This is a genomic window from Microbacterium hominis (genome assembly GCF_013282805.1).
Taxonomy (GTDB): Bacteria; Actinomycetota; Actinomycetes; order Actinomycetales; family Microbacteriaceae; genus Microbacterium; species Microbacterium hominis_B.
On record NZ_CP054038.1, the window covers coordinates 161,565 to 187,115 of the forward strand.

Below are 25,551 nucleotides of genomic sequence, written 5' to 3' on the forward strand. Positions count from 1 at the left end.
CCCGGGGCGGCTGCCGATTGCGGGGCTGTTACCGCGTGTGAACTCCCCGCGACCATTCCCTGACACCCCTGGCGCCTCCCAGGGAGAGCGACTAACGTCACCGGTCCGAACCGGATCCGCAAAGCTCGAAGCCCGAGAACTGCCAGTGTCCGGGGAGGACGCGGAGGCAGTGCACAGCGCCCTCCGTCTGGCTGGACGACGGCGGACGACCCCCGGGCACCGGTACCCGGGGTCCCGCCGTCGTCGAATCGTCGTAACCGCGAGGCAACAGTCATAGGCCAGTCTTGATCCATGTCGGTCAAGGTGGCGCTCGAGCATTACACGAGCTATGAATTCGCGCATCCGGTGACGGTGCACCCGCACCTGGTGCGGTTGCGGCCCGCTCCGCACGCGCGCACGCCGATCGAGGCGTACTCGCTCGAGATCAGCCCGAAGAACCACTTCCTCAACTGGCAGCAGGATCCGTTCGGCAACTGGCTGGCCCGCATCGTCTTCCCCGAGAAGGTCAGTCGGCTCGAGATCACGGTGGGCCTCGTCGCCGACCTCATGGTCATCAATCCGCTCGACTTCTTCATCGAGGAGTACGCCGAGCGCTTCCCGTTCGCGTATGCGCCCGAGCTCGCCGCCGACCTCACGCCCTACCTCGCCCCGGTGTCCGACAGCGATGCGGCGAAGGACTGGATGAGCCGGCAGCTGCCCGACCTGCCCGACGGCGGCGTGCCGACCGTGTCGTTCCTCTCGGACCTCAACCGCGCCGTGCACGGCGCGGTCGCGTACGACGTGCGCATGGAGCCGGGCGTGCAGACGCCCGACGAGACGCTCGGCCGCGCCATCGGCTCGTGCCGCGACTCGGCGTGGCTGCTGGTGAGCCTGCTGCGCGCGCACGGCCTGGCGGCGCGGTTCGTGTCGGGGTATCTCGTGCAGCTGGCCGCCGATCAGGCCGCTCTCGACGGCCCGAGCGGCCCTGTGGCCGACTTCACCGACCTGCACGCGTGGGCCGAGGTGTTCATCCCCGGTGCCGGCTGGATCGGGTTGGATGCCACGAGCGCGCTGTTCGCCGGAGAGGGGCACATCCCCCTGTCGGCGACGCCGCACCCGAGCACCGCCGCGCCGATCGAGGGGGCCACCGCCCCCGTGGAGGTGTCGTTCTCGTTCCACAACGAGGTGCGCCGCGTGCACGAGGACCCGCGCACGACCCGTCCGTACACCGCGCAGCAGTGGGAGCGCATCGACGCACTCGGCGAAGCGGTCGACGAGCGTCTGCGTCGCGGCGACGTGCGCCTGACGATGGGCGGCGAGCCGACCTTCGTCGCGCTCGACGAGGCGACCGCGGCCGAGTGGAACACCGCGGCCGACGGCGCGCACAAGCGGGAGCTGGCCACGGGCCTGGCCGAGCGGCTGCGCGCCGCCTACGCGGTCGGCGGCGTCGTGCACCGCGGCGACGGCAAGTGGTACCCGGGCGAGCCGCTGCCGCGCTGGAACATCGCCCTGCAGTGGCGCACCGACGGCGTTCCGCTGTGGCACGACCCGGCGCTGCTGGCCGACCCGTGGGACGAGGCCTCGGCCGATCCCGGCGCGGGCGCGGCCGCCGAAGCCCTCGCGCGCCGTTTCACCCAGGTGCTCGGGCTTCCCGACGCGCAGCTGCTGGCGGCGTACGAAGACCCTCTCGCCGCGCTCGCCGCCGAGGTGCGCCGGCCGGTCGGGCCGAAGCCCGACGCGGAGCCCGCCGGCGCCGACGACGTGGCCGCCCTCGACGCCGGCATCGACACGCCCACCGGCTGGGTGCTGCCCCTGACGACCGAAGAGGCCTGGACGAGCCCCGCCTGGCGGTTCCGACGCGGCCGCCTCGTGCTCACCACCGGCACCAGCGCGGTCGGACTCCGCCTGCCGCTGGACTCGGTCGCGTGGACCGATCCGGAGCACCCGGGCGAGCCGTCGTACCTCGAAGCCGGCGAGCCGCTGGCCCCCGGCATCCCGCACGTGACGATCGTCGACCCGGCAGAGGCCGGACGCACCGCTGTCACGGTCGAGGCGCGGGGCGGGCACGTGCTCGTGTTCCTGCCGCCGACGACCACCCTGGAGGCCTACGCCGATCTGCTCACGGTGATCGAGACGGCCGCGCGAGAGACCGCCACCCCCGTCGTGCTCGAAGGCTACGGACCGCCGCCGGACGCCCGGCTCACCCAGCTGGTCGTCACCCCCGACCCCGGGGTGATCGAGGTGAACGTGCAGCCGACCGCCTCGTGGGCGGACCAGCGCGATCTCACGCTGTCGCTCTACGAGCACGCACGCCAGAGCCGGCTCACCACGGAGAAGTTCGACCTCGACGGCCTGCACACCGGCACGGGGGGCGGCAACCACATCACCCTCGGCGGCACCCAGCCGATCGACTCGCCGCTGCTGCGCCGGCCGGACCTGCTCGCATCGCTCGTGGCGTACTGGCAGCGGCATCCCTCGCTCTCGTACCTCTTCTCGGGGCGCTTCATCGGCCCGACGAGCCAGGCGCCCCGCTTCGACGAGGGCCGGCCCGAGGCCGTGTACGAGATGGAGATCGCGCTGCAGGAGCTGCGCCGGCTGCAGGGCGACCCGGAGACGGCGGAGGGCACCACCCTGCCGTGGCTCACCGACCGGGCGCTGCGGCACCTGCTCACCGACCTCACCGGCAACACGCACCGTGCCGAGTTCTGCATCGACAAGCTCTACAGTCCCGACTCGAGTCGCGGGCGCCTGGGCCTGCTGGAGCTGCGCGGCTTCGAGATGCCGCCGCATCCCGAGCTCGCCCTCGTGCAGGCGCTGCTGGTTCGCAGCCTCGTCGCGATGTTCTGGGAGAAGCCGTACACCGCGCCGCTGGTGCGGTGGGGCACGCGCCTGCACGAGGACTTCCTGCTGCCGCAGGGCGCGATCGCCGACATCCACGCCGTCATCGCCGACCTGCGCGCCCACGGCATCGCGTTCGAGGAGACCTGGCTCGACGCGTTCACCGAGTTCCGCTTCCCGCGGATCGGATTCACCCGCATCGGCGGCGGCCCCGGGCACGGCATCGAGCTCGAGCTGCGCCAGGCGATCGAGCCGTGGCACGTGCTCGGCGAGGAGGCGACCGCGGGCGGAACCGCGCGGTACGTCGACTCGTCGGTGGAGCGCATCCAGGTGCGGGTGCGGGGCGTCGACGCCGAGCGCCACCTGGTGACGTGTCAGGGTGTACCTGTGCCCCTGACCCCGACCGGACACCTCGGCGAGTACTACGCCGGCGTGCGCTACCGCGCCTGGCAGCCGTGGTCGGCGCTGCACCCGTCGATCCCCGTGCACGCGCCGCTGACGTTCGAGGTGATCGACGTCGAGGCCGAGACCTCGCTGGGGGGCGCGACCTACCACGTGGTGCACCCGGGGGGCCGGGCCTACGACCACCCGCCGATCAACGCGAACGAGGCCGAAGCCCGCCGCGCGAGTCGCTTCGAGCAGCGCGGTCACACCGTGGGCCGCATCGACGTGGCTGCGATGCGCGAGGAGGCCCGCCGCGCCGCCACCACCGACTACCCGCACACGCTCGATCTGCGCAGGGTGGCGCCGCGGTGAGCGTGCTCCACGAGTACGCGGCGACGCTGACCCAGGCGCCGCTGCCGCTCGGCGTGGGCGACGTGCCGTCGCCGGCCACGCGATTCGACGAGGTCATCGGGCCCGAGGGGGCGCTGCGCCCCGCGTGGAAGCCGCTCGCCTCGGCGACCATGAACCTCACCGGTCCGGAGCTCGGCCGCGTCGACGCCGAGATCGTGCGCGCCCTCGCCGACGACGGCGTGACCTACGCGCATCGGGGCGGCGCGCGCCCGTGGCGGCTCGATCCCCTGCCCCTGGTGATGGATGCCCCCACCTGGGCGCGCCTGGAGATCGGCCTCGCGCAGCGTGCCGAGCTGCTCAACGCCATCATGAGCGACGTGTACGGCGAGCAGCGCCTGCTCGCCGAGGGGGTGGTCCCGGCCGCTGCGGTGTTCGCGCACCCCGGCTTCGTGCGGGCCGTCGCCCGACCGGGGGTCGTCGACCGGCATCCCCTCCTCATGTCGGCCACCGACCTCGGCCGCGACGGCGACGGCGAGTGGCGGGTGCTCGCCGATCGGGTGCAGGCGCCGTCGGGCCTCGGCTACGCGATGGAGAACCGCCTCGTGATCTCCCGCATGCTGCCGGATCTGCACCACGAAGCCGACCTGCACGGCCTCGACCCGTTCTTCGCGGTGCTGCGCGATGCCCTCCTGCAGTGCGCGCCGCGCGACGACGAGGACCCGCGGGTCGTGGTGCTCTCGCCCGGCACGCACTCGGAGACCGCGTACGACCAGGCCTTCCTCGCCAACACCCTCGGCTTCCCGCTCGTGCAGGGCAGCGACCTCGTCGTGAGCGAGGGGAGCGTGTGGATCAAGCCCGCGCGCTGGCCGCGTGCCACCCCCACCGACCGCGTCGACGTGATCCTGCGCCGGGTGGATTCGGCGTGGTGCGACCCGCTCGAGCTGCGCGGCGACTCGCAGCTCGGCGTCGCGGGTCTGGTCGAGGCGGTGCGACGCGGGCGCGTGCACGTGGTCAACGGGCTCGGCGCCGGTGTGCTCGAGAACCCGGCGCTGCTGCCGTTCCTCGGCGCGGCCTGCGAGCGGCTGCTCGGCGAGCAGCTGAGGCTGCCCGCGACGCCGGCCTGGTGGTGCGGCGACCGCGAGGGGCGCGCCGAGGTGCTCGCGCGGCTGCGCACCGACCCCGACGCCGTCATCGTGCGCACCCTCGACGGGCAGTCCGCCGGCGTCGACGCAGACGCCGACGAACTGGCCGTGCGCATCCAGGCGCACCCCTACCGCTACGTCGGCCTCGCCCGCCTTCCCCTCTCGCAGGCGCCGGTGTGGGGCGCCGCCGGCGCCGCCGAGGCGCAGCCGCTCGTGCTGCGCGCGTTCAGCGTGCGCTACGGCCCGGCGTACCGCACCCTCGCCGGGGGCCTGGCCACCGCGCGCGACGACGAGGGTGCGCCGCTGACCAAGGACGTGTGGGTGCTCAAGTCCGACCCCGCCGAGCCCGATCAGGGCCTCGCGGTGGCGACCCCGCTCACGATGATCCCGTCCATCCCGGCGATGGCCCCGCGTGCGCTGGCGGACATGTACTGGGCCGGCCGGTACGCCGAGCGGTCCGAAGACCTCCTGCGCCTCGCGCTGGCGACCCAGCCGCACCTGGAGCGCGTGCGTGCGCGCGGCGGGGGCCCGGCGCCGGTGCTGCTGCGCGTGCTGCAGATGCTCGCCGGGCGGCGGCATCCCGATCCGACCGACGAGCTGCGCTCGCTCCTGGTCGACGCCGACCGTCCGGGTTCGGCGGCACATGCCCTCGCCGGCATGCGCGACGCGCTCGAGGGTGTGCGCGACCAGCTCTCGGGCGACACGTGGCGCGTCTTCAGCATCGCCGACCGCGCGATGGCCTCGGCGCGGGAGTCCACCCACAGCCCGCAGGTCGCCGAGTCTGCCGGACGCATGCTGTCGGGCATCCTCTCCCTGCACGGCGTGACGGCGAACATGATCCGCGACACCGGCTGGCACATGATCGAGGCGGGCCGCTACGTCGAGCGCTCGCTGCAGCTGTGCACCCTGTTGTCGGCGACGACCGTGACCAGCGATGCGGCAGCCACCGACCGGGCCGTGCTCGACGGCGTGCTATTGGCCGCCGAGAGCCTCGTCACCCACCGGCGCCGGTACCGCGGCTACGGGCGCACGCGCAGCGTGTTCGATCTGCTCCTCAACGACCTCGACAACCCGCGTTCGCTCGCGTTCTCCCTCGACCGGCTGCGCGCGCACCTGTCCGCGCTGCCGGACTCCACCGGGTCGACCCGCCCCGAGCGCCTGCGCGACGAGCTGTCGGCGGCGCTCGCCACGGCCGACGTGGCGGCGCTCGCGCGGGAGGTCGACGGGCAGCGCCCCGCGCTCGCCGCGTTCCTCGAGGAGACCGCCCAGTCGCTGCGGCAGCTCTCCGACGCGATCGCCACCCTCCACTTCGCGGGCGGACCGCCCGCGCTGGAGATGTCTTCGCTGTCGCTCATCGAGGAGATGGTGCGCGAATGAAGTACGTGCTCAGCCACCGCACCGAGTACACGTACGACAAGCCGGTGCGCAACAGCCTCGGGGTGCACCACCTGCGGCCTCGTCAGCTGCCGTGGCAGTCGGTCGCCTCGCACGCGGTCACCCTGGAGCCCGTGCCCGGCGACCTCGCCCCCGACACCGACTACTACGGCAATTCGGTCACCTACTTCCACGTCACCGCGCCGCACGAGCGGCTCGTGATCGACGCCGTCAGCGAGGTGACCGTCGAGCGGCCCGTGTACGACGAGGCCGCCCTCGCGGTGCCGTGGGAGAACGCGCGCCCCATGGAGGCGGCAACCGGGGCGTCCGCCTGGGCGGCCGTCGAGTACGCGCTCGAGTCGCCCCGCGTGGCGCACATCCCCGAGGCCGCCGCGTACGCGGCCGAGTCGCTCACCCCGGGCCGCCCGCTCGGCGAGGCGGCCACCGACCTCATGCAGCGCATCCACCGCGACTTCGACTACGACACCAAGGCCACCACCGTCACGAGCACGGTGGCAGATGCCATGCGCAAGCGCGCGGGCGTGTGCCAGGACTTCGCGCACGTCGCCCTCGCGTGCCTCCGCTCGCACGGACTCGCCGCCCGGTACGTCAGCGGCTACCTCGCCACCCAGCCCCCGCCCGGCAAGGAGAGGATCGTCGGGGCCGACGCCTCGCACGCGTGGCTCGCGGTGTGGGTTCCGCCCGTCGGAACCGGCGCCGGGCAGTGGCTCGCGATCGATCCGACGAACAACCAGTGGGCGAACGACCGGTACATCACGGTGGCGTGGGGCCGCGACTACGGCGATGTCTCCCCGGTGCGCGGAATCATCTGGTCGAAGGCCAAGCGCTCCACCCTGCGCGTGTCGGTCGATGTGGCCCCCGTGCCGGTGTCGCCCTCGGTCGCGTAGGCGGGGGTGGGCGCCGGGCTCGGCGCCCCTGCGGAGATCTGCGGTCGTGCGGAGCATTTCGCCGCGATTCCTCCGCATGAGCGCAGATCTCCGCTGCAGGGCAGACGACGGGCGCGCCGGCCGGGCGTAGGGTTGCCGAGGCGCGCACCGCGCGCGCCCGAGGGGGGATCATGCAGGCTTTCGCGTGCCGCGTGTGCGGGGCTCCGCTGTACTTCGAGAACTCCGTGTGCGTCTCGTGCGGCACCGCGGTCGGCTTCTCGCGCGAGGAGCGTGCGCTCGTGCCCCTCGATGCCGCCGGGCGATACGTCGACGGCGACGGGCTCATCTGGCACGTGTGCCGCAACCTCAACCTGTCGGGATGCACGTGGCTCGCCCGCCTCGAGGGCGGGCAGTGCGAGGCCTGCGACCTCACCCGCGTGCGGCCGGCTGATTCCGACCTGGAGGGTCTCGCGAACTTCGTGCCCGCCGAGCGCGCCAAGCGGCACCTGATCGTCGAGCTCGACCGGCTGGAGCTCCCGGTGCGCTCGCGCGCTGCAGACCCCGCGGAGGGGCTGGCGTTCGACCTGCTCTCCAGCACGCTGCAGTCGGTGACCACCGGGCACGTCGACGGCGTCATCACGATCGATCTCGCCGAGAGCGACGCCGCCCACCGCGAGGGGCTGCGTGAGCAGCTCGCCGAGCCCTACCGCACACTGCTCGGGCACTTCCGTCATGAGATCGGCCACTACTACCAGTGGCAGCTGGTGCGATCGGATGCCGCGCTGCAGCGCTTCCGCGAGCTGTTCGGCGACGAGCGCGCCGACTACCAGGCCGCCGTCGACCGCCACTACGCCGAGGGCGCGCCCGCCGACTGGGCCGTCGCGCACATCTCCACGTACGCGACGATGCACCCCCACGAGGACTTCGCCGAGACGTGGGCGCACCTCATGCACATCCTCGACACCGTCGACTCGGCCGTGGCGTACGGACTGGTGGATGCCGCGGCCGTCGGCGCGGCATCCACGATCCGCGATCTCGTGGTGGAGGTGTGGATGCCGCTGTCGACGGCCCTCAACGCGGTGAACCGGTCGATGGGCAAGGACGACCTCTACCCCTTCGCGATCCCCGCGCCCGTGCTGGACAAGCTGGAGTTCGCCGCGTCGCTCCTGCCCTGACAGGTGCCTGGGCCACGCCGGCCGAATCAGCGGCACTCGGCGCGATCCGGAAACCGGAGCCCCGCGGCGTTTCCGGGCTCGAACGCCCCGTGAGCCCGGGAAGCGTCGCGTCATCCGGTTTCCGGATCGAACGACGGCACGCGCACCCGGTGGTCGAGCAGCGAGCGGAGCACGCGTATCGAGACCCGCGCCGCCCGAGCCTCAGACGAAAGTCGGCAGGTCGACCCAGGCGGCGGGGGCGGCATCCACACCGTCTCTGACGACCGTGCCCTCGATGAGGCCGTAGGGGCGGTCGGCGGCGTAGAAGACCTCGTTGGGGTTCTCCAGGCCGAACGACGAGAGGTCGTACACGAAGTGGTGCTTGTTGGGCATCGCGAAGCGCACCTCGGCGATCTCCGGGCGTGCCTCGATCGCCGCGCGCCCCATCTCGAACAGGGTCTGCTGCAGCGCCAGCGAGTGCACGCTCGCGAAGGTCGACAGCAGCACCGCCTGAACCTCGGCGTAGAGGTCGTTGTAGTCGATGCCGGCCTCGACGGCCTCGGGCAGGAACCGCCAGCGGCCGGTCACCGAGGTGGCCATGATGCGGTCGTCGGTCTCGATGAGCGTCGTGTAGCGGTCGCGGGGGAAGCCGGCGAACTCCGACCCCGTCGATTTCAGCACCACGAGGTCCTTCACCCCGCCGGTGACATGCGTGGCCCCGTCGATCTTCTGCACCGTCGCCAGGCGGGTGGCGCGGCCCGAGCGCACGAAGGAGTGATCGTGCGGCATCCCGTCGACGTCGATGCGCTCCCACTCGTACTGCTCGGCCTGCCACAGGCCGCCCTCGATCCAGTCGAACTCCCGCACGAAGTGCGCGCCGAGGGCGAGCAGGTACTCCTCGGGCGAGGGGATGCCGTGCTGCTTCGCGAACGCGAACGCGGTGTTCTTCTGGGTGTCGGTGGCGACCACGAACGCGTTGTCGCCCTCGAGGAACGACGACTCCAGCGCGGCGCCGCGCAGCTGCGACGTGACGTTCAGATCGACGATCTCGTGGCGCGGGCTGTCGCGGTACACGCGGACGATGCGGTTCTCGGCCTTGCCGTACTTGTTGGCTCCGAGGCTGACGGACACCATGACTAGCTCCCTCTGTAGGTCGAATACGCGAACGGGCTCAGCAGGAGCGGCACGTGATAGTGCGGGCTGGTGCCGTCGCCGGTCACCTCGACGGTGAACGTCACGGTGACGAAGGGGTAGAAACTCGGGATGCCGCGCTCGGCGAAGTACTCGCGCGTGAGGAAGGTGAGCGTGTAGTCACCGGCATCCAGTCGCTCCGGCCCCAGCGCGAGGCGGCCGTCGGCGTCGGTGCGGCCGTGGGCGATGATCGCCCCGGGCGTCTCTGCGACGACGGCGTCGCCCGACGCGGCGGCGAGCACGACGCTCACCCCGGCGGCGGGGGCTCCGGTCGCGGCGTCGAGGATGTGCGTGGTCAGATGCGTGGTCATGGCTCACCTTGCGTGATGGTGCCGCGCAGGCGCAAGAGGGCGATCTCGGCCAGCTGCGCCGCGGCCTCGGCGGCCTCGGTGTCGTCGTCGCTGCCGAGGCGCCGCTCGAGGTGCGCGAGCATCTCGGCGGGGGTGCGTCCGGCCGCGCGGATGAGGTACACCCGTCCGAAGCGCTCCTCGTAGGCGGCGTTGCCGGCCGCGATGCGCGCCGCGATGTCGGTGTCGACGTCGTTCATCGACGACTGCTCGCGACGGGATGCCGCGGCCTCGGCGCCTGCGCCGGTCGGCTTCTCGCCGATGCGGGGGTGATGGGCGAGCGCCGCGTCGAGGTCGTCTCGAGACCAGGTCGCCGCGAGCGCGGCGGCGTGATCGGCCAGGGCGTCGACCGTGCCGTACGGGCGGGCCGCCACGACGGCATCCACCCACTCGGGCACGGCCGCCCAGACCGCCACCACCGTGCGGGCCTCGGCCGGGTCGAGGCGGTCGAAGGCATCGATGTTCATGTCTTCCTTTCCAGGGCGACGCTACCGGCCCCGTCGAACACGCAGTTTTCCGCCCTGTGTCGGCGGTGTGACCGGATGGCGGGGGCGGGCGCCGCGGGGCGGGCGGCGCCTTCGTGCACCGTGTGACGACGCGAGAGGGTTTACACCGGCGAAACGGCGCGGCATTGTGCGGAGACGTGGGTGCGGGATGCTGGAGCCCGAACCCGGAGGAGGCGTGGTGGCAGCTGAACGAGGGCGTGGGGGCTCCGGCCGCGTTCGCGCCGGCCGGGCGTGGGTGGAGGGCGCGTTCCGCCCCGTGGAGGTCGTCTTCGAGAACGGCGTGATCGTGGGGCTCGAATCCCCCACGACCGCCTCCCGCAAGGCCACGATCGTGCCCGACGACGCGGTGCTGCTTCCGGGTCTGGTCGACTCGCACGTGCACGTCAACGAACCGGGGCGCACCGAGTGGGAGGGCTTCCGGTCGGCGACGCTCGCCGCGGCCGCTGGCGGCGTGACGACCATCGTGGACATGCCGCTGAACTCGGTGCCCGCCACGACGACGCCCGGAGCGCTCACGATCAAGAAGAGCGCCGCCGCGCCGTCGGCCTTCATCGACGTCGGGTTCTGGGGCGGCGCGGTGCCCGAGAACCTGGGGCAGCTGGCGCCCCTGCACGAGGCCGGCGTGTACGGGTTCAAGTGCTTCCTCGCACCGTCGGGCGTCGACGAGTTCGGCCACCTCGACCGCACGCAGCTCGCCGCCGCGATGGAGGAGATCGCCGCGATCGGCTCGCGCCTCATCGTGCACGCCGAGGACCCGGCGCTGCTGCACGAGCCCCCCGCCGAAAGCCACGGGGCCCTCGGCCGCGGCTACGACGCCTTCCTCGCGTCGCGGCCTCCCGCCAGCGAGGCCTCCGCGATCGAGGCGGTGATCGCCGAGGCGCGGCGCACCGGCGCCCGCGCGCACATCCTGCACCTGAGCGACGCCGGCTCCCTGCCCGTGATCCGCGCGGCGAAAGCCGAGGGCGTCGCGCTCACGGTCGAGACCTGCCCCCACTACCTGACGATCGTGGCCGAGGAGATTCCCGACGGCGCCGCGGAGTTCAAGTGCTGCCCGCCGATCCGGGAGGCATCCAATCGCGACCTGCTGTGGGCGGGTGTCGTCGACGGCACGATCGACGCGATCGTGAGCGACCACTCGCCCTCCACCGTCGACCTCAAGCGCTCCGGCGGCGGCGACTTCGGACTCGCGTGGGGTGGCATCGCGGGGCTCCAGGTCGGGCTGTCGGCGGTGTGGACCGAGGCGCGCTCGCGCGGCATCCCGATCGAGACGATCCTGCCCCTGTACACGACCGGCCCCGCCCGCGTCGCGGGGCTCGACGGCGTCGGCGCGATCGAGGTGGGCGCGCCCGCGCACCTGACCGTGTTCGGCCTCGACGACCCCTACCCGATCGACGCGCGTGCGCTGCTGCACAAGAATCCGATCACGGCGTACGACCATCGCCTGCTCGCCGGACGCGTACGGCGCACGTGGCTGCGCGGCCGTGCCATCTTCAACGTCACCGAGGGCGGCGCGGGCGAGGCTCCGCGCTTCCGGGCCACGCCCAAGGGACGACTGCTGTCGGCGCGGACGCTCGCGGCTGCGGATGGGCTTGGATAGGGCCATGGATGCCGCACCCGCCGCCTTCGCGGCCCTCGAGATCCTGCAACCCGGCGTGGGGGAGACCCCCGGCGACCACTACCTGCCCGCGACGCCCGCGTCGGTGGTGTGGGGACGGCTGCCGTGCGCGACGGACGCGCCGGTGATCGCGATCGCCGCCGGATCGACCGTGACGGTCGACACCGTGAGCCACGAGGGCATCCTCGAAGACCAGGGCAAGGACCCGCTTGCGTATTTCACCGGCAAGGGCGTGAATGCGTCGGCGGTGCTCGCCGACGCGATCGAGATCGCCCGCGAGCTCTCCCGTAACCCCGCCGCCGACGGCCCGCACGTGGTCACCGGCCCGATCTTCGTCGAGGGCGCCCGGCCGGGCGACCTGCTGAAGATCACCGTCGAGCGCCTCGACCCGCGCGTGCCGTACGGCGTCATCTCGAACCGGCACGGCAAGGGCGCCCTGGTCGGAGAGCTGCCCCGCGGAGCCGGCAGCGTCAGCGTGTTCACGCCGGTGGTCTCTCGCGACGGCGCGCTGGTCGGCGCGCTGCCGCTCGTGGAGGGCGGCGACCGCGTCGTGGAGTTCCCGCTCGCGCCCTTCCTCGGCACGATGGGCGTGGCCGTCGCCGGCGACGAGCGCCCGCACTCGGTGCCCCCCGGAGCCCACGGCGGCAACATCGACATCAACCTCCTCACCGTCGGGGCCGCGCTGTACCTGCCGGTGCAGGTCGAGGGGGCGCTCGCGTACGTCGGCGATCCCCACTTCGCGCAGGGCGACGGCGAGGTCGCGCTCACCGCGCTCGAGGCGTCGCTGCGGGCGACCCTGCGCTTCGACGTCGTGCCCCGTGAGGAGGCGCTCGCCGAGTTCGGCGCGGTCGCCGGGCCCCTCGCCCGCACGTCGGAGTACCTCGTGCCGACCGGCCTCGACCCCGACCTCGACGTCGCGATGCGCGCCTGCGTGCGCGCGGCGCTGTCGCTGCTGCAGGCGAGATACGGCATGGACGAGCACCTCGCCTACGCCTACCTCTCCGCCGCGACCGACTTCGACATCTCGCAGGTCGTCGACATCGTGTGCGGCGTGCACGCCCGCATCCGCGAGGCCGACTTCGCCGCGGTGCGGGTGGATGCTGCGCCCGCCGCGCCGGGGACCGGCATCCATTCCTCTCCGGCGGCCCCCGGTGGGCTCTTCCCGAGCGGGCGGGGTGTCACCTCCCAGCCGTTGCCGAGCGCGCCCGGGCCTTTGCCGAGAACAGGTGATCTGGCGGAGACAGGCCAGGTTCTCCCGGATGGGCCTGTTCTCGGCGGATCACCTGATCCGGGCACGGCGAGCGGGCGGGGCGATGCCTCCCAGCCCTTGCCGAGAACAGGTGATCTGGCGGAGACAGGCCAGGTTCTCCCGGATGGGCCTGTTCTCGGCGGATCACCTGATCCGGGCACGGCGACCGGGCGGGGCGACGCGACCGCGCCGGCCGCCGGCCCCGCGGGCGAAGGGACGACACGGGCATGAGCGGCTTCCCCGATGACATCCCCGCCGACCTGTTCACGGCCTTCGACGAGTACGAGCGCGCGATCCTCGCGAACGACCTCGACGCGCTCGACGCGGCCTTCGCACCCGGCGCCGAGACGCTGCGCGGCGACGCGGCCGGTCTGCTGGTCGGGCACGACGCGATCCACGCGTTCCGCGGCGCGCGCGGTGGTGTGCCCTCGCGCACGATCGAGCGCATCGAGTACCGTCCGCTCGGTCCGGATGCCGCGCTTTTGGTGTCGGTCTCGCGCTACACGCTCGGGGGGGCGGGCCTGCAGACGCAGGTGTGGCAGCGCATCGGCGGGCGCTGGCTCATCACCGCCGCGCACGTCACCGGGCGCGCGCTGCCCTTCGACCGGAGCGTTTGGCGCACCGTCGGCGACCCGCTCTACCAGGGGGCATGGGAGGGTCCGCTGTCGGGTCTCACCGTCGCGGTCAAAGACCTCTTCGCCATCAAGGGCTACCGCATCGGGGGCGGCAACCCCACCTTCCTCGACGACGCCCGCCCCGAGGCCAGGACGTCGTCGGCGGTCGGCGACCTGCTGCGCGGTGGGGCGTCGCTGCGGGGAATCGCCCGCACCGACGAATTCGCCTACTCGATCGCCGGCGACAACGTGCACTACGGAACGCCGCCCAACGGCGCGCTGCCCGGGGCGCTGCCGGGTGGGTCGTCGAGCGGACCGGCATCCGCTGTCGCCACGGGCCAGGCCGAGATCGGACTCGCCACCGACACCGCCGGGTCGGTCCGCGTTCCCGCCTCGTACCAGGGACTGTGGGGGCTGCGCACCACGCACGATCTCGTCCCGCGGCAGGGGATGCTGCCGCTCGCGCAGTCGTTCGACACGGTCGGATGGCTCACCCGCGACGGCGCGACGCTGCAGCGCGTCGCCGACTGGTGCCTCAGCTACGACGGCTCCGAGTCCACCGAGTCCGTATACGGCCAGGGCGGCTCCGATCTGCCCTGGCGCTTCCTCGTGCCCGACGAGGCGATCGCCGCCGTCGAGCCGGCCACGCGCCGCGCGTTCGAGGCCCTGATGACGCGGCTCGCGGCATCCGACGATCCGCCCCGGCTCGGCCGCATCGCGATCGGCGACCTCGACGAGTACTACGAGCCGTTCCGCACCGTGCAGGGCGCGGAGGCCTGGCGCAACAACGGCGCGTGGCTGCGCCAGCACCCCGGCGCTGTCGGACCTGCCGTCGCCGAGCGCTTCCGCCTCGCGTCGGAGGTCACGCCCGAGGCGGAGGCCGCCGCACGGCGCGACCTCGAGGCACTGAGCGAGCACATGCAGCACCTCGTGCGAGATGCGGTGCTGCTGCTGCCCACCGTTCCAGGGCCAGCGCCCGCGCGCACCGCGAAGGGGCCGGCGGTCGACGCGGTGCGCCAGGCGACGCTGCGCATGACGACCCCCGCGGCCATCGGCGGCCTCCCGGCGGTGTCGGTGCCGCTGCTGACGGTCGACTCGCCGCTCGGCCCCGCGCCGGTGGGCGTGTGTCTGGTCTCCCGCGCGGGAACCGACATCGCCCTCGTGCGGCTGGCCCGCCGCATCCACTCTCTCGCCTCTCGAACGGAGCTCGCATGACGTCCGCCGGTGTGATCCCGGGGCCGATCGACCCGCCCGCGCGCCTGCTCATGGGGCCCGGGCCGATCAGCGCGTACCCGAGCGTGCTGCGGGCGATGTCGGCGCCGCTGGTCGGCCAGTACGACCCCTTCATGACCGCCACGATGACCGAGACGCAGGAGCTCTACCGCGCCGTCTGGGCCACCGTCAACGATGCGACCGTGCTCGTCGACGGCACCAGCCGCGCGGGCATCGAGGCGGCGATCGTGTCGCTGGTGCGCCCCGGAGACCGCGTGCTCGTGCCGGTGTTCGGCCGCTTCGGGCACCTCCTCGCCGAAATCGCCGAGCGGGCGATGGCCGAGGTGCACACGATCGAGACCGAGTGGGGTCAGGTGTTCACGCCGTCCGCGATCGAGGACGCGATCACCCGCGTGCGGCCGACGCTGCTCGCGCTCGTGCAGGGCGACACGTCCACGACGATGAACCAGCCGCTCGATGAGATCGGCGCGATCTGCGCGCGCCACGGTGTGCTGTTCTACACCGACGCGACGGCCTCTCTCGGCGGCAACGCCTTCGAAGCCGACGCATGGGGGGTGGATGCCGCCACCGCCGGCCTCCAGAAATGCCTGGGCGGTCCGTCGGGGTCGGCCCCGATCACGCTCTCGCCCCGTGCCGTCGAGATCATCCAGAGCCGCAAGAGGATCGAGGCGGGCATCCGCGAGCCCGGCGACCCCGACGCGGCGGACTTCGTGCGCTCGAACTACTTCGACCTCGGCATGATCCTCGACTACTGGGGCCCGCGCCGGCTCAACCACCACACCGAGGCGACCTCGATGCTCTACGGCGCCCGGGAGTGCGCGCGCGTGCTGCTGCTCGAGGGCCGCGACGCGGTCATCGCCCGGCACGAGCGCGCCGGCGCCGCGATGCTCGCCGGCGTCGAGGCCCTGGGCCTGGTCGTCTTCGGCGACGTCGCGCACAAGATGAACAACGTCGTCGCGGTCGAGATCCCGGAGGGCGTGCCCGGCGACGCCGCGCGCACCGCGATGCTCGAAGACTTCGGCATCGAGATCGGCACCTCCTTCGGCCCCCTGCACGGCCGCGTGTGGCGCATCGGCACAATGGGCTACAACGCCCGCGAAGACGCGGTGCTCACCACGCTGGCCGCCCTCGAAGCGGTGCTGCGCCGATTCGGCGCGGCGGTGCCGGCGGGTGCCGGAGTGGATGCCGCCGCCGACGTCTACCGGAGCGCATGACGTGCCGTCCGCAGCGCTGCTGACCGCCGACCGCGACCGCATCGCGGCCGCGGCGCGGCGCGTGATGGCCCGCTGCGACGAGCTCGCCCGGGTCACGGCGACCCCCGGCGCGATCGAGCGCGTGTACCTTTCGCCCGAACATGCGCGGGTGAACCGCCTCGCCGCCGAGTGGATGCGCGAGGTCGGCATGCGCACCCGCCAGGATGCGGCAGGCAACCAGGTCGGCCGCCTCGACGTCGCTTCCGGAGACCGCGACGGGCCCGCCACACCGTGGTCGAGGAGCGGCGAAGCCGCGGCTCGAGACCCCGACGCCCCCGCGCTCGTCCTGGGTTCGCACCTCGACACCGTCCCCGACGCGGGGCGCTACGACGGCATCGTCGGGGTGCTCATGGCTCTGGAAGTGGTGCGCCTGCTGCGCGTGCCCGCCGGCGACGCCGACCGCGACGGCTGGCGCTCGCCGCTTCCCTTCGCGCTCGAGATCCTCGCCTTCTCCGACGAGGAGGGCACCCGGTTCGGCAAGGCGCTGCTCGGCTCATCGGCGGTCGCCGGTCTATGGAATGACGACTGGTGGGAGCTGACCGACGCCGACGGCACGACGCTGCGCGAGGCGTTCCGCGAGTTCGGCCTCGACCCGGGTCGCGTCGGCGAGGCCGCTCGCCGACCCGAGGAGCTGGCCGGCTACCTCGAAGCGCACATCGAGCAGGGGCCCGAACTCGACGAGCGCGAGGAGTCGCTCGCGGTCGTGTCATCGATCGCCTCGGCACGCCGGTTCCAGCTCGTGGTCGAGGGCGAGGCCCGTCACGCCGGAGGCACACCCTACGACCGGCGCCGCGACGCACTCCTCGGCGCGTCGGAGGCGGCGCTCGCGGTCGAGCGCATCTGCCGCGCCGAGCACCACATCATCGGCACCGTCGGGCAGCTGGAGGCCTACCCGGGAGCGGTCAACGTCGTGCCGGGCGAGGCGCACCTCTCGCTCGACCTGCGGGGCGAGTTCGACGGCCAGCGTGACCGCGTGTGGCTGTCGATCGAGCACGAGCTCGACGCGATCATGGGCCGTCGCGGGCTGCGCTGGAACGCCCGCGAGGTGCACAGCGCGCCGGCCGTCTTCTGCGCCCCGCTGCTGCAGGACGTCGTGCGCGCCGGCATCGAGACGACGATGGATGCCGGATCCGACCCGCCCGCGACACTCTTCAGCCGCGCCGGCCACGACGGCATGGCCATCGGCGCGATCGCCCCGGTCGGGATGCTGTTCCTGCGCAACCCCGACGGCATCAGCCACCACCCCGACGAGGCGGTGTCCGCCGGCGACGTGGCGCGCGGCATCCAGGCCCTCGCCGAGGCCGTGCTGCAGCTCGCCGCCGCGCGCGCCTGACCCCGCCGCCGAGGTCCCTGAGCGAGCGGAGCGAGACGAATGGCCGCCCCCGCCGCCGAGGTCCCTGAGCGAGCGGAGCGAGACGAATGGCCGCCCCCGCCGCCGAGGTCCCTGAGCGAGCGGAGCGAGACGAATGGCCGCCCCCGCACACGGTGTCACACGGCGGAAACACCCCGATCGATGCGCGGAAACGTCGACCCTCTAGCGTCGCGATGATCACACTGCTTCAGAAGAGGAGCCAACCCGATGGCATCACACAGCAAGCTGGGGCGACGCGGTCGCCTTGCGGCCGCAGCGGCCGCATTCGCAGCATCCGCCCTCGTCCTGGCCGGCTGCGCCTCGGGCGCCGCGGCCCCCGGTGAGACCGGCGACGAAGAGGCATCGTACGGCGAGATCAGCGTGCAGTACTCCTGGATCAAGAACGAGGAGTTCGCGGGCGAGTTCTACGCCTACGAGAACGGCTACTACGACGAGGCGGGCTTCGACGAGGTGATCGGCATCTCCGGTCCGGACACCGGCGTGGCCAAGCTCCTGTCGGGCACCGTGCAGGTCGCGCTCAGTGACGCGGCATCCATCGGCGCAGCCATCGCCGAGGAGGAGGCGCCGCTGAAGATCATCGGCGCGACGTTCCAGAAGAATCCGTTCACGATCCTCTCGCTGGCGGACGGCGGAAACATCATGAGCCCCGAAGACCTCGTCGGCAAGACGATCGGCGTGCAGGACTCGAACGCCTCGGTGTTCGCGGCCCTGCTGAACGCCAACGACATCGACCCCGCCGACGTGACGGTGGTCCCGGTCGACTTCGACCCGACTCCGCTGATGAACGGCGAGGTCGACGGCTTCATGGCGTACCTGACCAACGAGGCCCTCACGGTCGAGCTCGCGGGCTACGAGATCACCAACCTCTCGTACGCCGAGAACGGCGTGCCCTACGTGGCCGAGACCTTCTCCGTCACCGACCAGTACCTCGCCGAGAACAAGGAGCTGCTGAAGGCGTTCCTCATCGCGGAGATCAAGGGCTGGACCGACGTGTTCCAGGAGACGACCGACGACTCGGTCGCGCTCATCGAGACGTACTACAACGCGGCGGCCGCCGAGTCGGAAGACGGTCTCGAGGCCATCTTCGGCGCACTCGACCCGGTGAAGACCGGGATGGGCCTGGAGGCTGAGAAGCTCCTCATCTCGACGGAGGAGACCGAGGCCAACGGCCTGTTCACGATCTCCGACGAGCTCAAGGAGCAGACCGTCGCCTCGCTCGCCGCCGCCGGCTGGGACGTTTCGGTGGAGGACCTGTTCGACACCACCATCATCGACGAGATCTACGAGGAGAACCCCGAGCTCAAGGACTACCTCCCGTAGTCCCCGGCACCGGGCACCACTCACATGACCGACATCCACACATCGGATGCCGCGGCCGCGGCGCCGGCGGCGGGGGACACCTCGCCGCCGGCGCCGACGCCCGGCACCGGCATCCGCATCGACGGACTCAGCAAGACGTTCGACACCGGCCGCGGCAGGTCCGTCACCGCGCTGCAGGACACCCACCTCCACACCGACAAGGGCTCGTTCCTGGCCCTCCTCGGCCCCAGTGGATGCGGCAAGTCGACGATCCTGCGCATCCTCGCCGACCTCGAGCAGCCCACCACCGGCGAGGTGTTCGTCGACGGCAAGACGCCGGCCCAGCTGCGCCGCGACAGCGAGCTGGGCATCGCGTTCCAGGACCACGCGCTGCTGCCGTGGCGGAGCGTGTACGCGAACATCAAGCTCGTCTTCGAGATCGCGGGCCGCAGGGCCGACAAGGCGTACATCGACGAGCTCATCGAGCTCGTCGGCCTGAAGGGCTTCGAGAAGGCCAAGCCCGCGCAGCTGTCGGGCGGCATGCGCCAGCGCGTGTCGATCGCCCGCGCTCTCGCGCTCAAGCCCAGCGTGCTGCTGCTCGACGAGCCGTTCGGCGCGCTCGACGACATGACCCGCCAGAACCTCAACCTGGAGCTGCTGCGCATCTGGACCGAGAAGCCCGCGACGACGCTGCTGGTCACGCACGGCATCTCGGAGGCGATCTTCCTCTCCGACCGCGTCGCGGTGATGTCGCCGCGGCCGGGCCGCATCAAGGAGATCATCGAGGTCGACCTGCCGCACCCGCGCACGCCCGACATGCAGCGCACCCCCGAGTTCCACGCCCTCGTGGACCAGGCGTCCGAGCTGCTGTTCGGCAGCGACGGCCGCGCCGCCGCGGAGAGCTGATGGGCCGGGCACGACGACTGCCCGGCTGGGTCGCCGGGCTGATCGGAGCCGTCGCGCTCATCGGCGCATGGTGGCTCTTCTCGGTCACGATCTTCCAGCCGCCGCCGGGCACCACCTTCACCCCGGTACCCTCGCCGTTCGTGGTGTTCCAGACCATCTGGCAGGACGGACTCGCGCCGTACTGGTCGGTATTCCAGGTGACGATCACCGAGGCGGCGATCGGCTACGCGTGGGGCAACGGCATCGCGCTGCTGCTGGCCGCGACCGTGCTGCTGCTGCCGCGCATCGAGCCGGTGGTCATGCAGGTCGCGGTGGTCAGCTACTGCCTGCCGGTGGTCGCCGTCGGCGGCATCGCCATCGTCGTGCTCGGCGGCGCGAAGCGCCCCGGCGACCCGAGCTCCACGGCGATCTTCCTCGCCGCGCTCGCCGTGTTCTTCACCACGGTCGTGGGCGCCCTGCTCGGGTTCCGTGCCGCCGACCGCTCGAGCCTCGACGTGGTGCACGTGTACGGCGGCTCGCGCCTCACGCAGCTGCGCAAGGTGCGGCTGATCGCGGCACTGCCCGCGATCCTCAACGCCCTGCAGATCGCCGTGCCCTCGGCCTTCCTCGGAGCCGTGCTCGGCGAGTACATGGGCGGCATCGACCGGGGCGTCGGCATCACCCTCATCAAGCTGCAGGGCGATCTCGACTCGGCCCGGGTGTGGGCGGTGTTCCTGCTGTCGGCCCTCGTCGCCCTCGCCGGCTATGCGCTGGTCGGGCTGATCTCGCGCCTGGTCACCCCGTGGGTCTCCGGAAGGACCGTCGCATGATCCCCGCCGTCTCGCGCGCCGCGGGCCGCTCTCTGCTGAACGCCCTCCTCACGTTCGTGATCATCATCGCGCTGTGGTGGGCGGTCGTGAACCTCACCGGCATCTCGTCGTTCGTCGCCAAGGGGCCGCTCGAGGTGTGGCAGTTCCTGTTCACCGAAGAGGATGCCGCCGCCAACCGCGCCGAGCTCATGCCGCTCCTGATACAGACCCTGCAGGACGCCGCCCTCGGCTTCGTCGTCGGCATGGTGGTCGCCACGATCCTCGCGATCGCCTTCTCGCTGTCGCGCTCGGTGGAGGCCGGCGTGATGCCGCTCGCGCTGCTGCTGCGTTCGGTGCCGCTCGTGGCCATCGCCCCGGTGATCATCCTCATCACGGGGCGCGGCACCGCGGCATCCGTCGCCGTCATCGGCTCGATCGTGGTGCTGTTCCCGGCCCTCGCGTCGGTGATGTTCGGCCTCAGCCGCGCCTCGAAGGAGAGCCTCGACCTCGTGCACGTGTACGGCGGCGGGCGGGCGACCCAGCTGCGCAAGGTGAGCGTGCCCGGCGCGCTGCCCTCGCTGTTCGCTGCGGCGCGCGTCTCGGTGCCGGGTGCCGTGACGGGAGCCCTGCTGGCCGAATGGCTGTCGACCGGCCAGGGCATCGGCGGCATGATCGTCAAGTTCTCGGCATCGGCCCGGTTCGACGAGCTGTGGGCCTCGGTCGCCCTCATCACGATCGTGACGCTGCTGCTCTACAACCTCGTGCAGGTGGTCGAGAACATCGTGCTCGCCCGCATGGCGATGACGACCGCCCAGCGCTGACCACAGCGGTCCGCCTCCGGGTTCGTGGGTCGCCTGTGGTGGGTCGGCGCGGGTGGATGCCGCGCGAGTCGCCCCACGAGGGGCGCGGCGCTGCGGGCCCGAGGGTTCGTGGGGCGCTGGTGGTGGGTCCGGGCGGGTGGATGCCGCAGGAGTCGCCCCATGAGGTGGCGCGGCGCTGTGCGCCCGGGGGTTCGTGGGGCGCCTGCGGTGGTGCCGGTCGGGTGGATGCCGCAGGAGTCGCCCCACGAGGGGCGCGGCGCTGCGGGCCTGAGGGTTCGTGGGGCGCTTGTGGTGGGTCCGGGCGGGTGGATGCCGCAGGAGTCGCCCCACGAGGGGCGCGGCGCTGTGCGCCCGGGGGTTCGTGGGGCGCTTGTGGTGGGTCCGGGCGGGTGGATGCCGTAGGAGTCGCCCCACGAGGGGCGCGGCGCTGCGGGCCCGAGGGTTCGTGGGGCGCTTGCGGTGGGTCCGTGCGGGTGGATGCCGCAGGAGTCGCCCCACGAGGTGGCCGCCGCTTTGCGCCCACGGGTTGGTGGGGCGGTGGTTGCGGGTCGGCGCGGATGGATGCCACAGAAGTCGCCCCACGAGGGGCCGCACCACCGCGCGGAGGCGTCAGCCCGCGGCATCCACCTCGTCGAGGCCGTGCGCGACGCGCCAGACCCGCTCGCGGGTGAACGGCTGACGGAAGGGGCGACGCCCGAGCGCCCGGGCGATGGCGTTGCCGACCGCTGCGGCGACCGGGTTGTAGGGGGATTCGCTCATCGACTTGGCGCCGAAGGGTCCGATGGCGTCGACGGTGTCGGCGAAGTACACCTCGGTGTCGGGGATGTCCGCCGACTGCGGCACCCGGTACAGCCGGAACACCGGGTTCTCGATCGCGCCGTCGGGGCCGACGACGACCTCCTCGTACAGCGCGCTGCCGAGGCCCTGCGCCGCGCCGCCCTCGACCTGTCCTCGGCACTGGGCGGGGTTGATGACCACCCCGGCGTCGGCGGCCTGCACGGACTGCAGCACCCGCACGGTTCCGGTCTCGACGTCGACCGCGACCCGCACCCCGTGCACGTTGAAGGCGAGGGAGCGCTCCGAGCCGTCTTCGTCGCCGGTGCCGACCAGACCCTCGGCGCTGCACTCGGCGGAAGGCGCCGTCGCGACGAGCTCCGCGAACGGAACGACGCGTCCCCCTGCGAGCACCCCGTCGTCGGCGAGCACCGCGTCGTCGGCGCCGGTCGCCGTCCGGGCCGCCGCGAGCATCCGGTCGCGCAGCTGCGTGCACGCGCGGGCGAGGGCCTTGCCGGCGACGGTCGTTCCGGCCGACGCGAAGGCTCCGGTGTCGTGCCGCACGAGGTCGGTGTCGGCGGCGCGCAGCTCGATGCGATCCGTGGATGCCTCGAGCACGGTGGCCGCGATCTGACGGTGCACGGTGCTGGTGCCGTTGCCGAACTCCGCGGTGCCGACCGAGAGCGCGATCGTGCCGTCGGGGCGCAGCGTGGCCGTCGCGTGGGAGTAGTGGCCCCCCGGCGCTGCCGACGCGATGAGCGAGATCGCCATCCCCTCGCCGACGCGCCAGCCGGTCGGCGCTTCCATGCCGTTCCCGCGCCGGAGCGCGTCCTGCGCGAGATCCAGGCACTGGTCGAGACCGTACGAACCCCAGACGAGGTCGGGCTCGGGTTCGGGGAACACCGTCGACAGCACGTCGCCCTCCCGCACGGCGTTGATGCGCCGCAGCTCGAACGGGTCGATGCCGAGCTTCTCGGCGAGCATGTCCATGGCGGATTCGACGCCGAGGATCACCTGGCCGAGCCCGTAGCCGCGGAACGCGCCCGAGGGCACGGCATTCGTATAGACGACCTCCGCGTCGATGCGCGTGACCGGGCAGTTGTAGACGTTGACCGATTCGGCGACGCCGTGGAACAGCACACCCACGCCGTGGTTGCCGTAGGCGCCGGTGTTGCTGAGCACGTCGAGCGTCATCGCGGTGAGCCGGCCGTCGGCGTCGGCGCCGAGCGAGACCGAGACCCGGAATGGATGCCGCACCGAGGTGCGACGGAACTCCTCGGTGCGCGAGAGCTCGAACGCCACCGGGCGTCCCGTGCGCAGCACCGCCAGCGCGACCAGGTCTTCGGCGAAGATCTCCTGCTTGCCGCCGAACCCACCGCCCACACGCGCCGTGAACACGCGCACCCGGTCGCGCGGCAGGTCGAACAGGCGGGCGATCTCGTCGCGCGCAAGGAACGGCACCTGTGTGCTCGCCCGGATCACGAGGCGCCCGTCGTCATCGAGCCAGCCGAGCGCCCCGTGGGTCTCGAGCTGAGCGTGCGAGACGCGGCCCGTGCGCCAGGTTCCGCTCACCGTGACGGCGCTCGCGGCCAGCGCCGCCTCGGGGTCGCCGCCGAGCCCCGCGTGCAGACTCGCGAGCACGTTGCGGTGCGCTTCGTCCACACGGTCCGCGCGCGTGCGGTCGGGGTGCACGAGCGGGGCGCCCGGCAGTCGCGCGAGCTCGGGATCGAGCACCGCCGGGAGCACGTCGTAGGTGACGTGGATGCCGCGCACCGCGGCATCCGCGATCTCGGCCGTCTCGGCCACGACCGCCGCGACCCGCTGGCCGACGAACCGCACGGTGTCGTCGAGCACGCGGGTGTCGTCGGGGTCGTCTTCGCGGTGCTCGTGGCGGGCCGTCGAGAAGCGCTTCGCGGGGGCGTCGAGGTGGGTCAGCACGGCGACGACGCCGGGCATCGCCTCGGCGGCGGACGCGTCGATCGCGACGATGCGGGCATGCGCGTGCGGCGAGCCGAGCACCCGGAGCACAAGGGTGTCGGCGGGCGGCTCCAGGTCGAACGTGTACGGCTCGAGGCCCTGCACCACGCGACGTGCGGGCTCCGGCGTGGCGGAGGTGCCCACCGCGCCGGCAGCCGAGGTCCCTGAGCGAGCGGAGCGAGACGAAGAGCCGGCAGCCGCGACCGCACCGGTCTCGCGCACCGGGCCGAGCACCGACGCCCGGATCGCCTCACGGATCGGTCGGTACCCCGTGCACCGGCACAGGCTCCCCTTCAAGCGGCGGTCGAGGTCGGGGAGGTCGTCGGCGGTGAGGCACGATGCCGTCACGCTCATGCCTGGCGTGCAGAACCCGCACTGGAAGCCGAAGTGCTCCACCAGCGCCTCCTGCACGGGGTGCAGGTCGTCGCCCGGCGCGAGGCCCGACGCCGTCACGACGCGGGAGCCGTCGACGCGGGCGGCGGGGATGATGCAGGAGTGCACCGGCTTGCCGTCGAGGATGACCGCGCACGCCCCGCAGTCGCCCGCGTCGCAGCCCTTCTTCACTTCGCGGTGCCCGTTCTCGCGCAGCAGCGTGCGCAGGCACTGGCCCGGACGGGGGTCCGCCTCCACCGGGGCGCCGTTGACCTCGAATCTCATCCCGGCACCGCCTCAGGCCGGGCGAGGGCTGCGCGGATCCGCTCGCCGAGCACGCCGCTCACCGCCCGCCGCCAGTCCTCGGTGCCCAGCACATCGGAGTAGTACCCGGGCGCGCTGTCGATGGCGGCGGCGAGGCCCGCGGCATCCGGCAGTTCGCAGAACCGCATCACGACGGGCCGTTCCACGGCCGCCGTCAGCGTGAACACGGCTCGACCGTCGTCGTCGAGACGTCCGGTGACGACGGCCCCCGATCGTCCCAGCTCGGCGAGGGCGATCTTCTCGAGCCGCGCGCGGGCCCGCAGCGCGTGGGCGGGAATCTCGATCGCGCGCACGACCTCGCCCGGGGCGAGCCCGTTCACGCCGTTGCCGATGACGAAGGCGGCCGCGCTCAGCCGGTGCACGCCGCCCCCCGGCATCCAGATCTCCACCTCGGCATCGAGCGCGACCGAAAGCGACGTCATCGCTCCGGCGGGGAATGCCCGGCAGAGGTTTCCGCCCACGGTGGCGGTGTTCCAGATCTTGAAGGAGGCCAGCAGCGCGTCGGCGGCGACCGGGACGAGGGATGCCGCCCGCCAGCCGTCGGGGACCGCGACGGGCCCGCGCCCTTCCGCCCAGGCCCGCAGCGCCGCGATCGTGCAGGTCGCGCCGATGCGCAGGCCCGCGTCGGTGACCTCGAGGGCCGGCCAGTCCAGTGTCGTCAGGTCGACGAACCCCGTCGTGCCGGGCTGGGGCTCGCTCATGAGCCAGGTGCCGCCGGCCAGGAAGACCTCCCCCGGCGCCAGGTCGAGGTCGTCGCGCGTGTGTGCCCGGCGGAACGAGGTGACGGAGGTGACGTCCATG

General features: G+C 72.7%; 17 protein-coding genes and 1 pseudogene. 13 read left to right on the forward strand and 5 right to left on the reverse strand.

Features of this window, described 5'->3' with window-relative positions:
* The first annotated feature begins 291 nt into the window (after positions 1-291).
* The 4 genes from HQM25_RS00780 to HQM25_RS00795 all read left to right on the forward strand — a co-directional run bounded on the left by HQM25_RS00780 (position 292) and on the right by HQM25_RS00795 (position 8,130).
* Positions 292-3,573, forward strand: a complete 3,282-nt coding sequence (locus HQM25_RS00780) for a DUF2126 domain-containing protein (protein ID WP_172988470.1) — start codon at positions 292-294, stop codon at positions 3,571-3,573.
* A complete protein-coding gene (locus HQM25_RS00785; RefSeq protein ID WP_172988471.1) occupies positions 3,570-6,071 on the forward strand; it encodes a circularly permuted type 2 ATP-grasp protein in 2,502 nt (833 codons plus the stop codon). The genes HQM25_RS00780 and HQM25_RS00785 overlap by 4 nt, the downstream gene beginning before the upstream one ends.
* Complete coding sequence (locus HQM25_RS00790) at positions 6,068-6,976, forward strand: transglutaminase family protein (protein ID WP_172988472.1); 909 nt, start codon at positions 6,068-6,070, stop codon at positions 6,974-6,976. The genes HQM25_RS00785 and HQM25_RS00790 overlap by 4 nt, the downstream gene beginning before the upstream one ends.
* Positions 6,977-7,146: 170 nt before the next feature.
* Complete coding sequence (locus tag HQM25_RS00795; RefSeq protein ID WP_172988473.1) at positions 7,147-8,130, forward strand: zinc-binding metallopeptidase family protein; 984 nt, start codon at positions 7,147-7,149, stop codon at positions 8,128-8,130.
* Between the two features lie 201 nt (positions 8,131-8,331).
* Here HQM25_RS00795 and pucL read toward each other — a convergent pair whose 3' ends face one another.
* The 3 genes from pucL to uraD are packed head-to-tail and all read right to left on the reverse strand — an operon-like array spanning position 8,332 to position 10,114.
* Positions 8,332-9,243: a factor-independent urate hydroxylase gene (gene pucL, locus HQM25_RS00800; RefSeq protein WP_172988474.1), complete on the reverse strand. Its 912-nt coding sequence runs from the start codon at positions 9,241-9,243 to the stop codon at positions 8,332-8,334.
* Between the two features lie 2 nt (positions 9,244-9,245).
* Complete coding sequence (gene uraH / locus HQM25_RS00805) at positions 9,246-9,611, reverse strand: hydroxyisourate hydrolase (RefSeq protein WP_172988475.1); 366 nt, start codon at positions 9,609-9,611, stop codon at positions 9,246-9,248.
* Positions 9,608-10,114, reverse strand: a complete 507-nt coding sequence (uraD, locus tag HQM25_RS00810) for a 2-oxo-4-hydroxy-4-carboxy-5-ureidoimidazoline decarboxylase (RefSeq protein ID WP_172988476.1) — start codon at positions 10,112-10,114, stop codon at positions 9,608-9,610. Before uraD ends, uraH begins: the two co-directional genes overlap by 4 nt.
* Positions 10,115-10,331: 217 nt before the next feature.
* Here uraD and allB point away from each other — a divergent pair, with 217 nt between their 5' ends.
* The 9 genes and pseudogenes from allB (at position 10,332) to HQM25_RS00855 (ending at position 21,303) form a co-directional block, all read left to right on the forward strand.
* Positions 10,332-11,750 carry an allantoinase AllB gene (gene allB / locus HQM25_RS00815; RefSeq protein ID WP_254359464.1) on the forward strand — a complete coding sequence of 473 codons (1,419 nt, stop codon included), beginning with the start codon at positions 10,332-10,334 and terminating at the stop codon, positions 11,748-11,750.
* A 4-nt stretch (positions 11,751-11,754) separates the two neighbouring features.
* Positions 11,755-12,861: pseudogene (locus tag HQM25_RS00820) on the forward strand (acetamidase/formamidase family protein); the annotation flags it as partial.
* Between the two features lie 383 nt (positions 12,862-13,244).
* A complete protein-coding gene (locus tag HQM25_RS00825) occupies positions 13,245-14,846 on the forward strand; it encodes an AtzH-like domain-containing protein (RefSeq protein ID WP_172988478.1) in 1,602 nt (533 codons plus the stop codon).
* A complete protein-coding gene (locus HQM25_RS00830; RefSeq protein WP_254359466.1) occupies positions 14,843-16,078 on the forward strand; it encodes a pyridoxal-phosphate-dependent aminotransferase family protein in 1,236 nt (411 codons plus the stop codon). The genes HQM25_RS00825 and HQM25_RS00830 overlap by 4 nt, the downstream gene beginning before the upstream one ends.
* 1 nt (position 16,079) lies before the next feature.
* The gene (locus HQM25_RS00835; RefSeq protein ID WP_217275172.1) at positions 16,080-17,450 is read left to right on the forward strand and encodes a Zn-dependent hydrolase; all 1,371 of its coding nucleotides are present in this window, start codon (positions 16,080-16,082) and stop codon (positions 17,448-17,450) included.
* Between the two features lie 246 nt (positions 17,451-17,696).
* Positions 17,697-18,809 carry an ABC transporter substrate-binding protein gene (locus HQM25_RS00840; RefSeq protein WP_172988480.1) on the forward strand — a complete coding sequence of 371 codons (1,113 nt, stop codon included), beginning with the start codon at positions 17,697-17,699 and terminating at the stop codon, positions 18,807-18,809.
* A gap of 24 nt (positions 18,810-18,833) precedes the next feature.
* Positions 18,834-19,694: an ABC transporter ATP-binding protein gene (locus HQM25_RS00845; RefSeq protein WP_172988481.1), complete on the forward strand. Its 861-nt coding sequence runs from the start codon at positions 18,834-18,836 to the stop codon at positions 19,692-19,694.
* Positions 19,694-20,503 (forward strand): ABC transporter permease, encoded by an 810-nt coding sequence (locus HQM25_RS00850; protein WP_172988482.1) that lies wholly within the window; start codon positions 19,694-19,696, stop codon positions 20,501-20,503. Before HQM25_RS00845 ends, HQM25_RS00850 begins: the two co-directional genes overlap by 1 nt.
* Positions 20,500-21,303, forward strand: coding sequence for an ABC transporter permease (locus HQM25_RS00855; protein WP_172988483.1), 804 nt, complete (start codon positions 20,500-20,502; stop codon positions 21,301-21,303). The genes HQM25_RS00850 and HQM25_RS00855 overlap by 4 nt, the downstream gene beginning before the upstream one ends.
* Positions 21,304-21,912: 609 nt before the next feature.
* Here HQM25_RS00855 and HQM25_RS00860 read toward each other — a convergent pair.
* Together HQM25_RS00860 and HQM25_RS00865 are read right to left on the reverse strand one after the other, a co-directional pair.
* A complete protein-coding gene (locus HQM25_RS00860) occupies positions 21,913-24,711 on the reverse strand; it encodes a molybdopterin-dependent oxidoreductase (RefSeq protein ID WP_172988484.1) in 2,799 nt (932 codons plus the stop codon).
* A complete protein-coding gene (locus HQM25_RS00865; RefSeq protein WP_172988485.1) occupies positions 24,708-25,550 on the reverse strand; it encodes an FAD binding domain-containing protein in 843 nt (280 codons plus the stop codon). Before HQM25_RS00865 ends, HQM25_RS00860 begins: the two co-directional genes overlap by 4 nt.
* Between the last annotated feature and the right edge of the window lies 1 nt (position 25,551).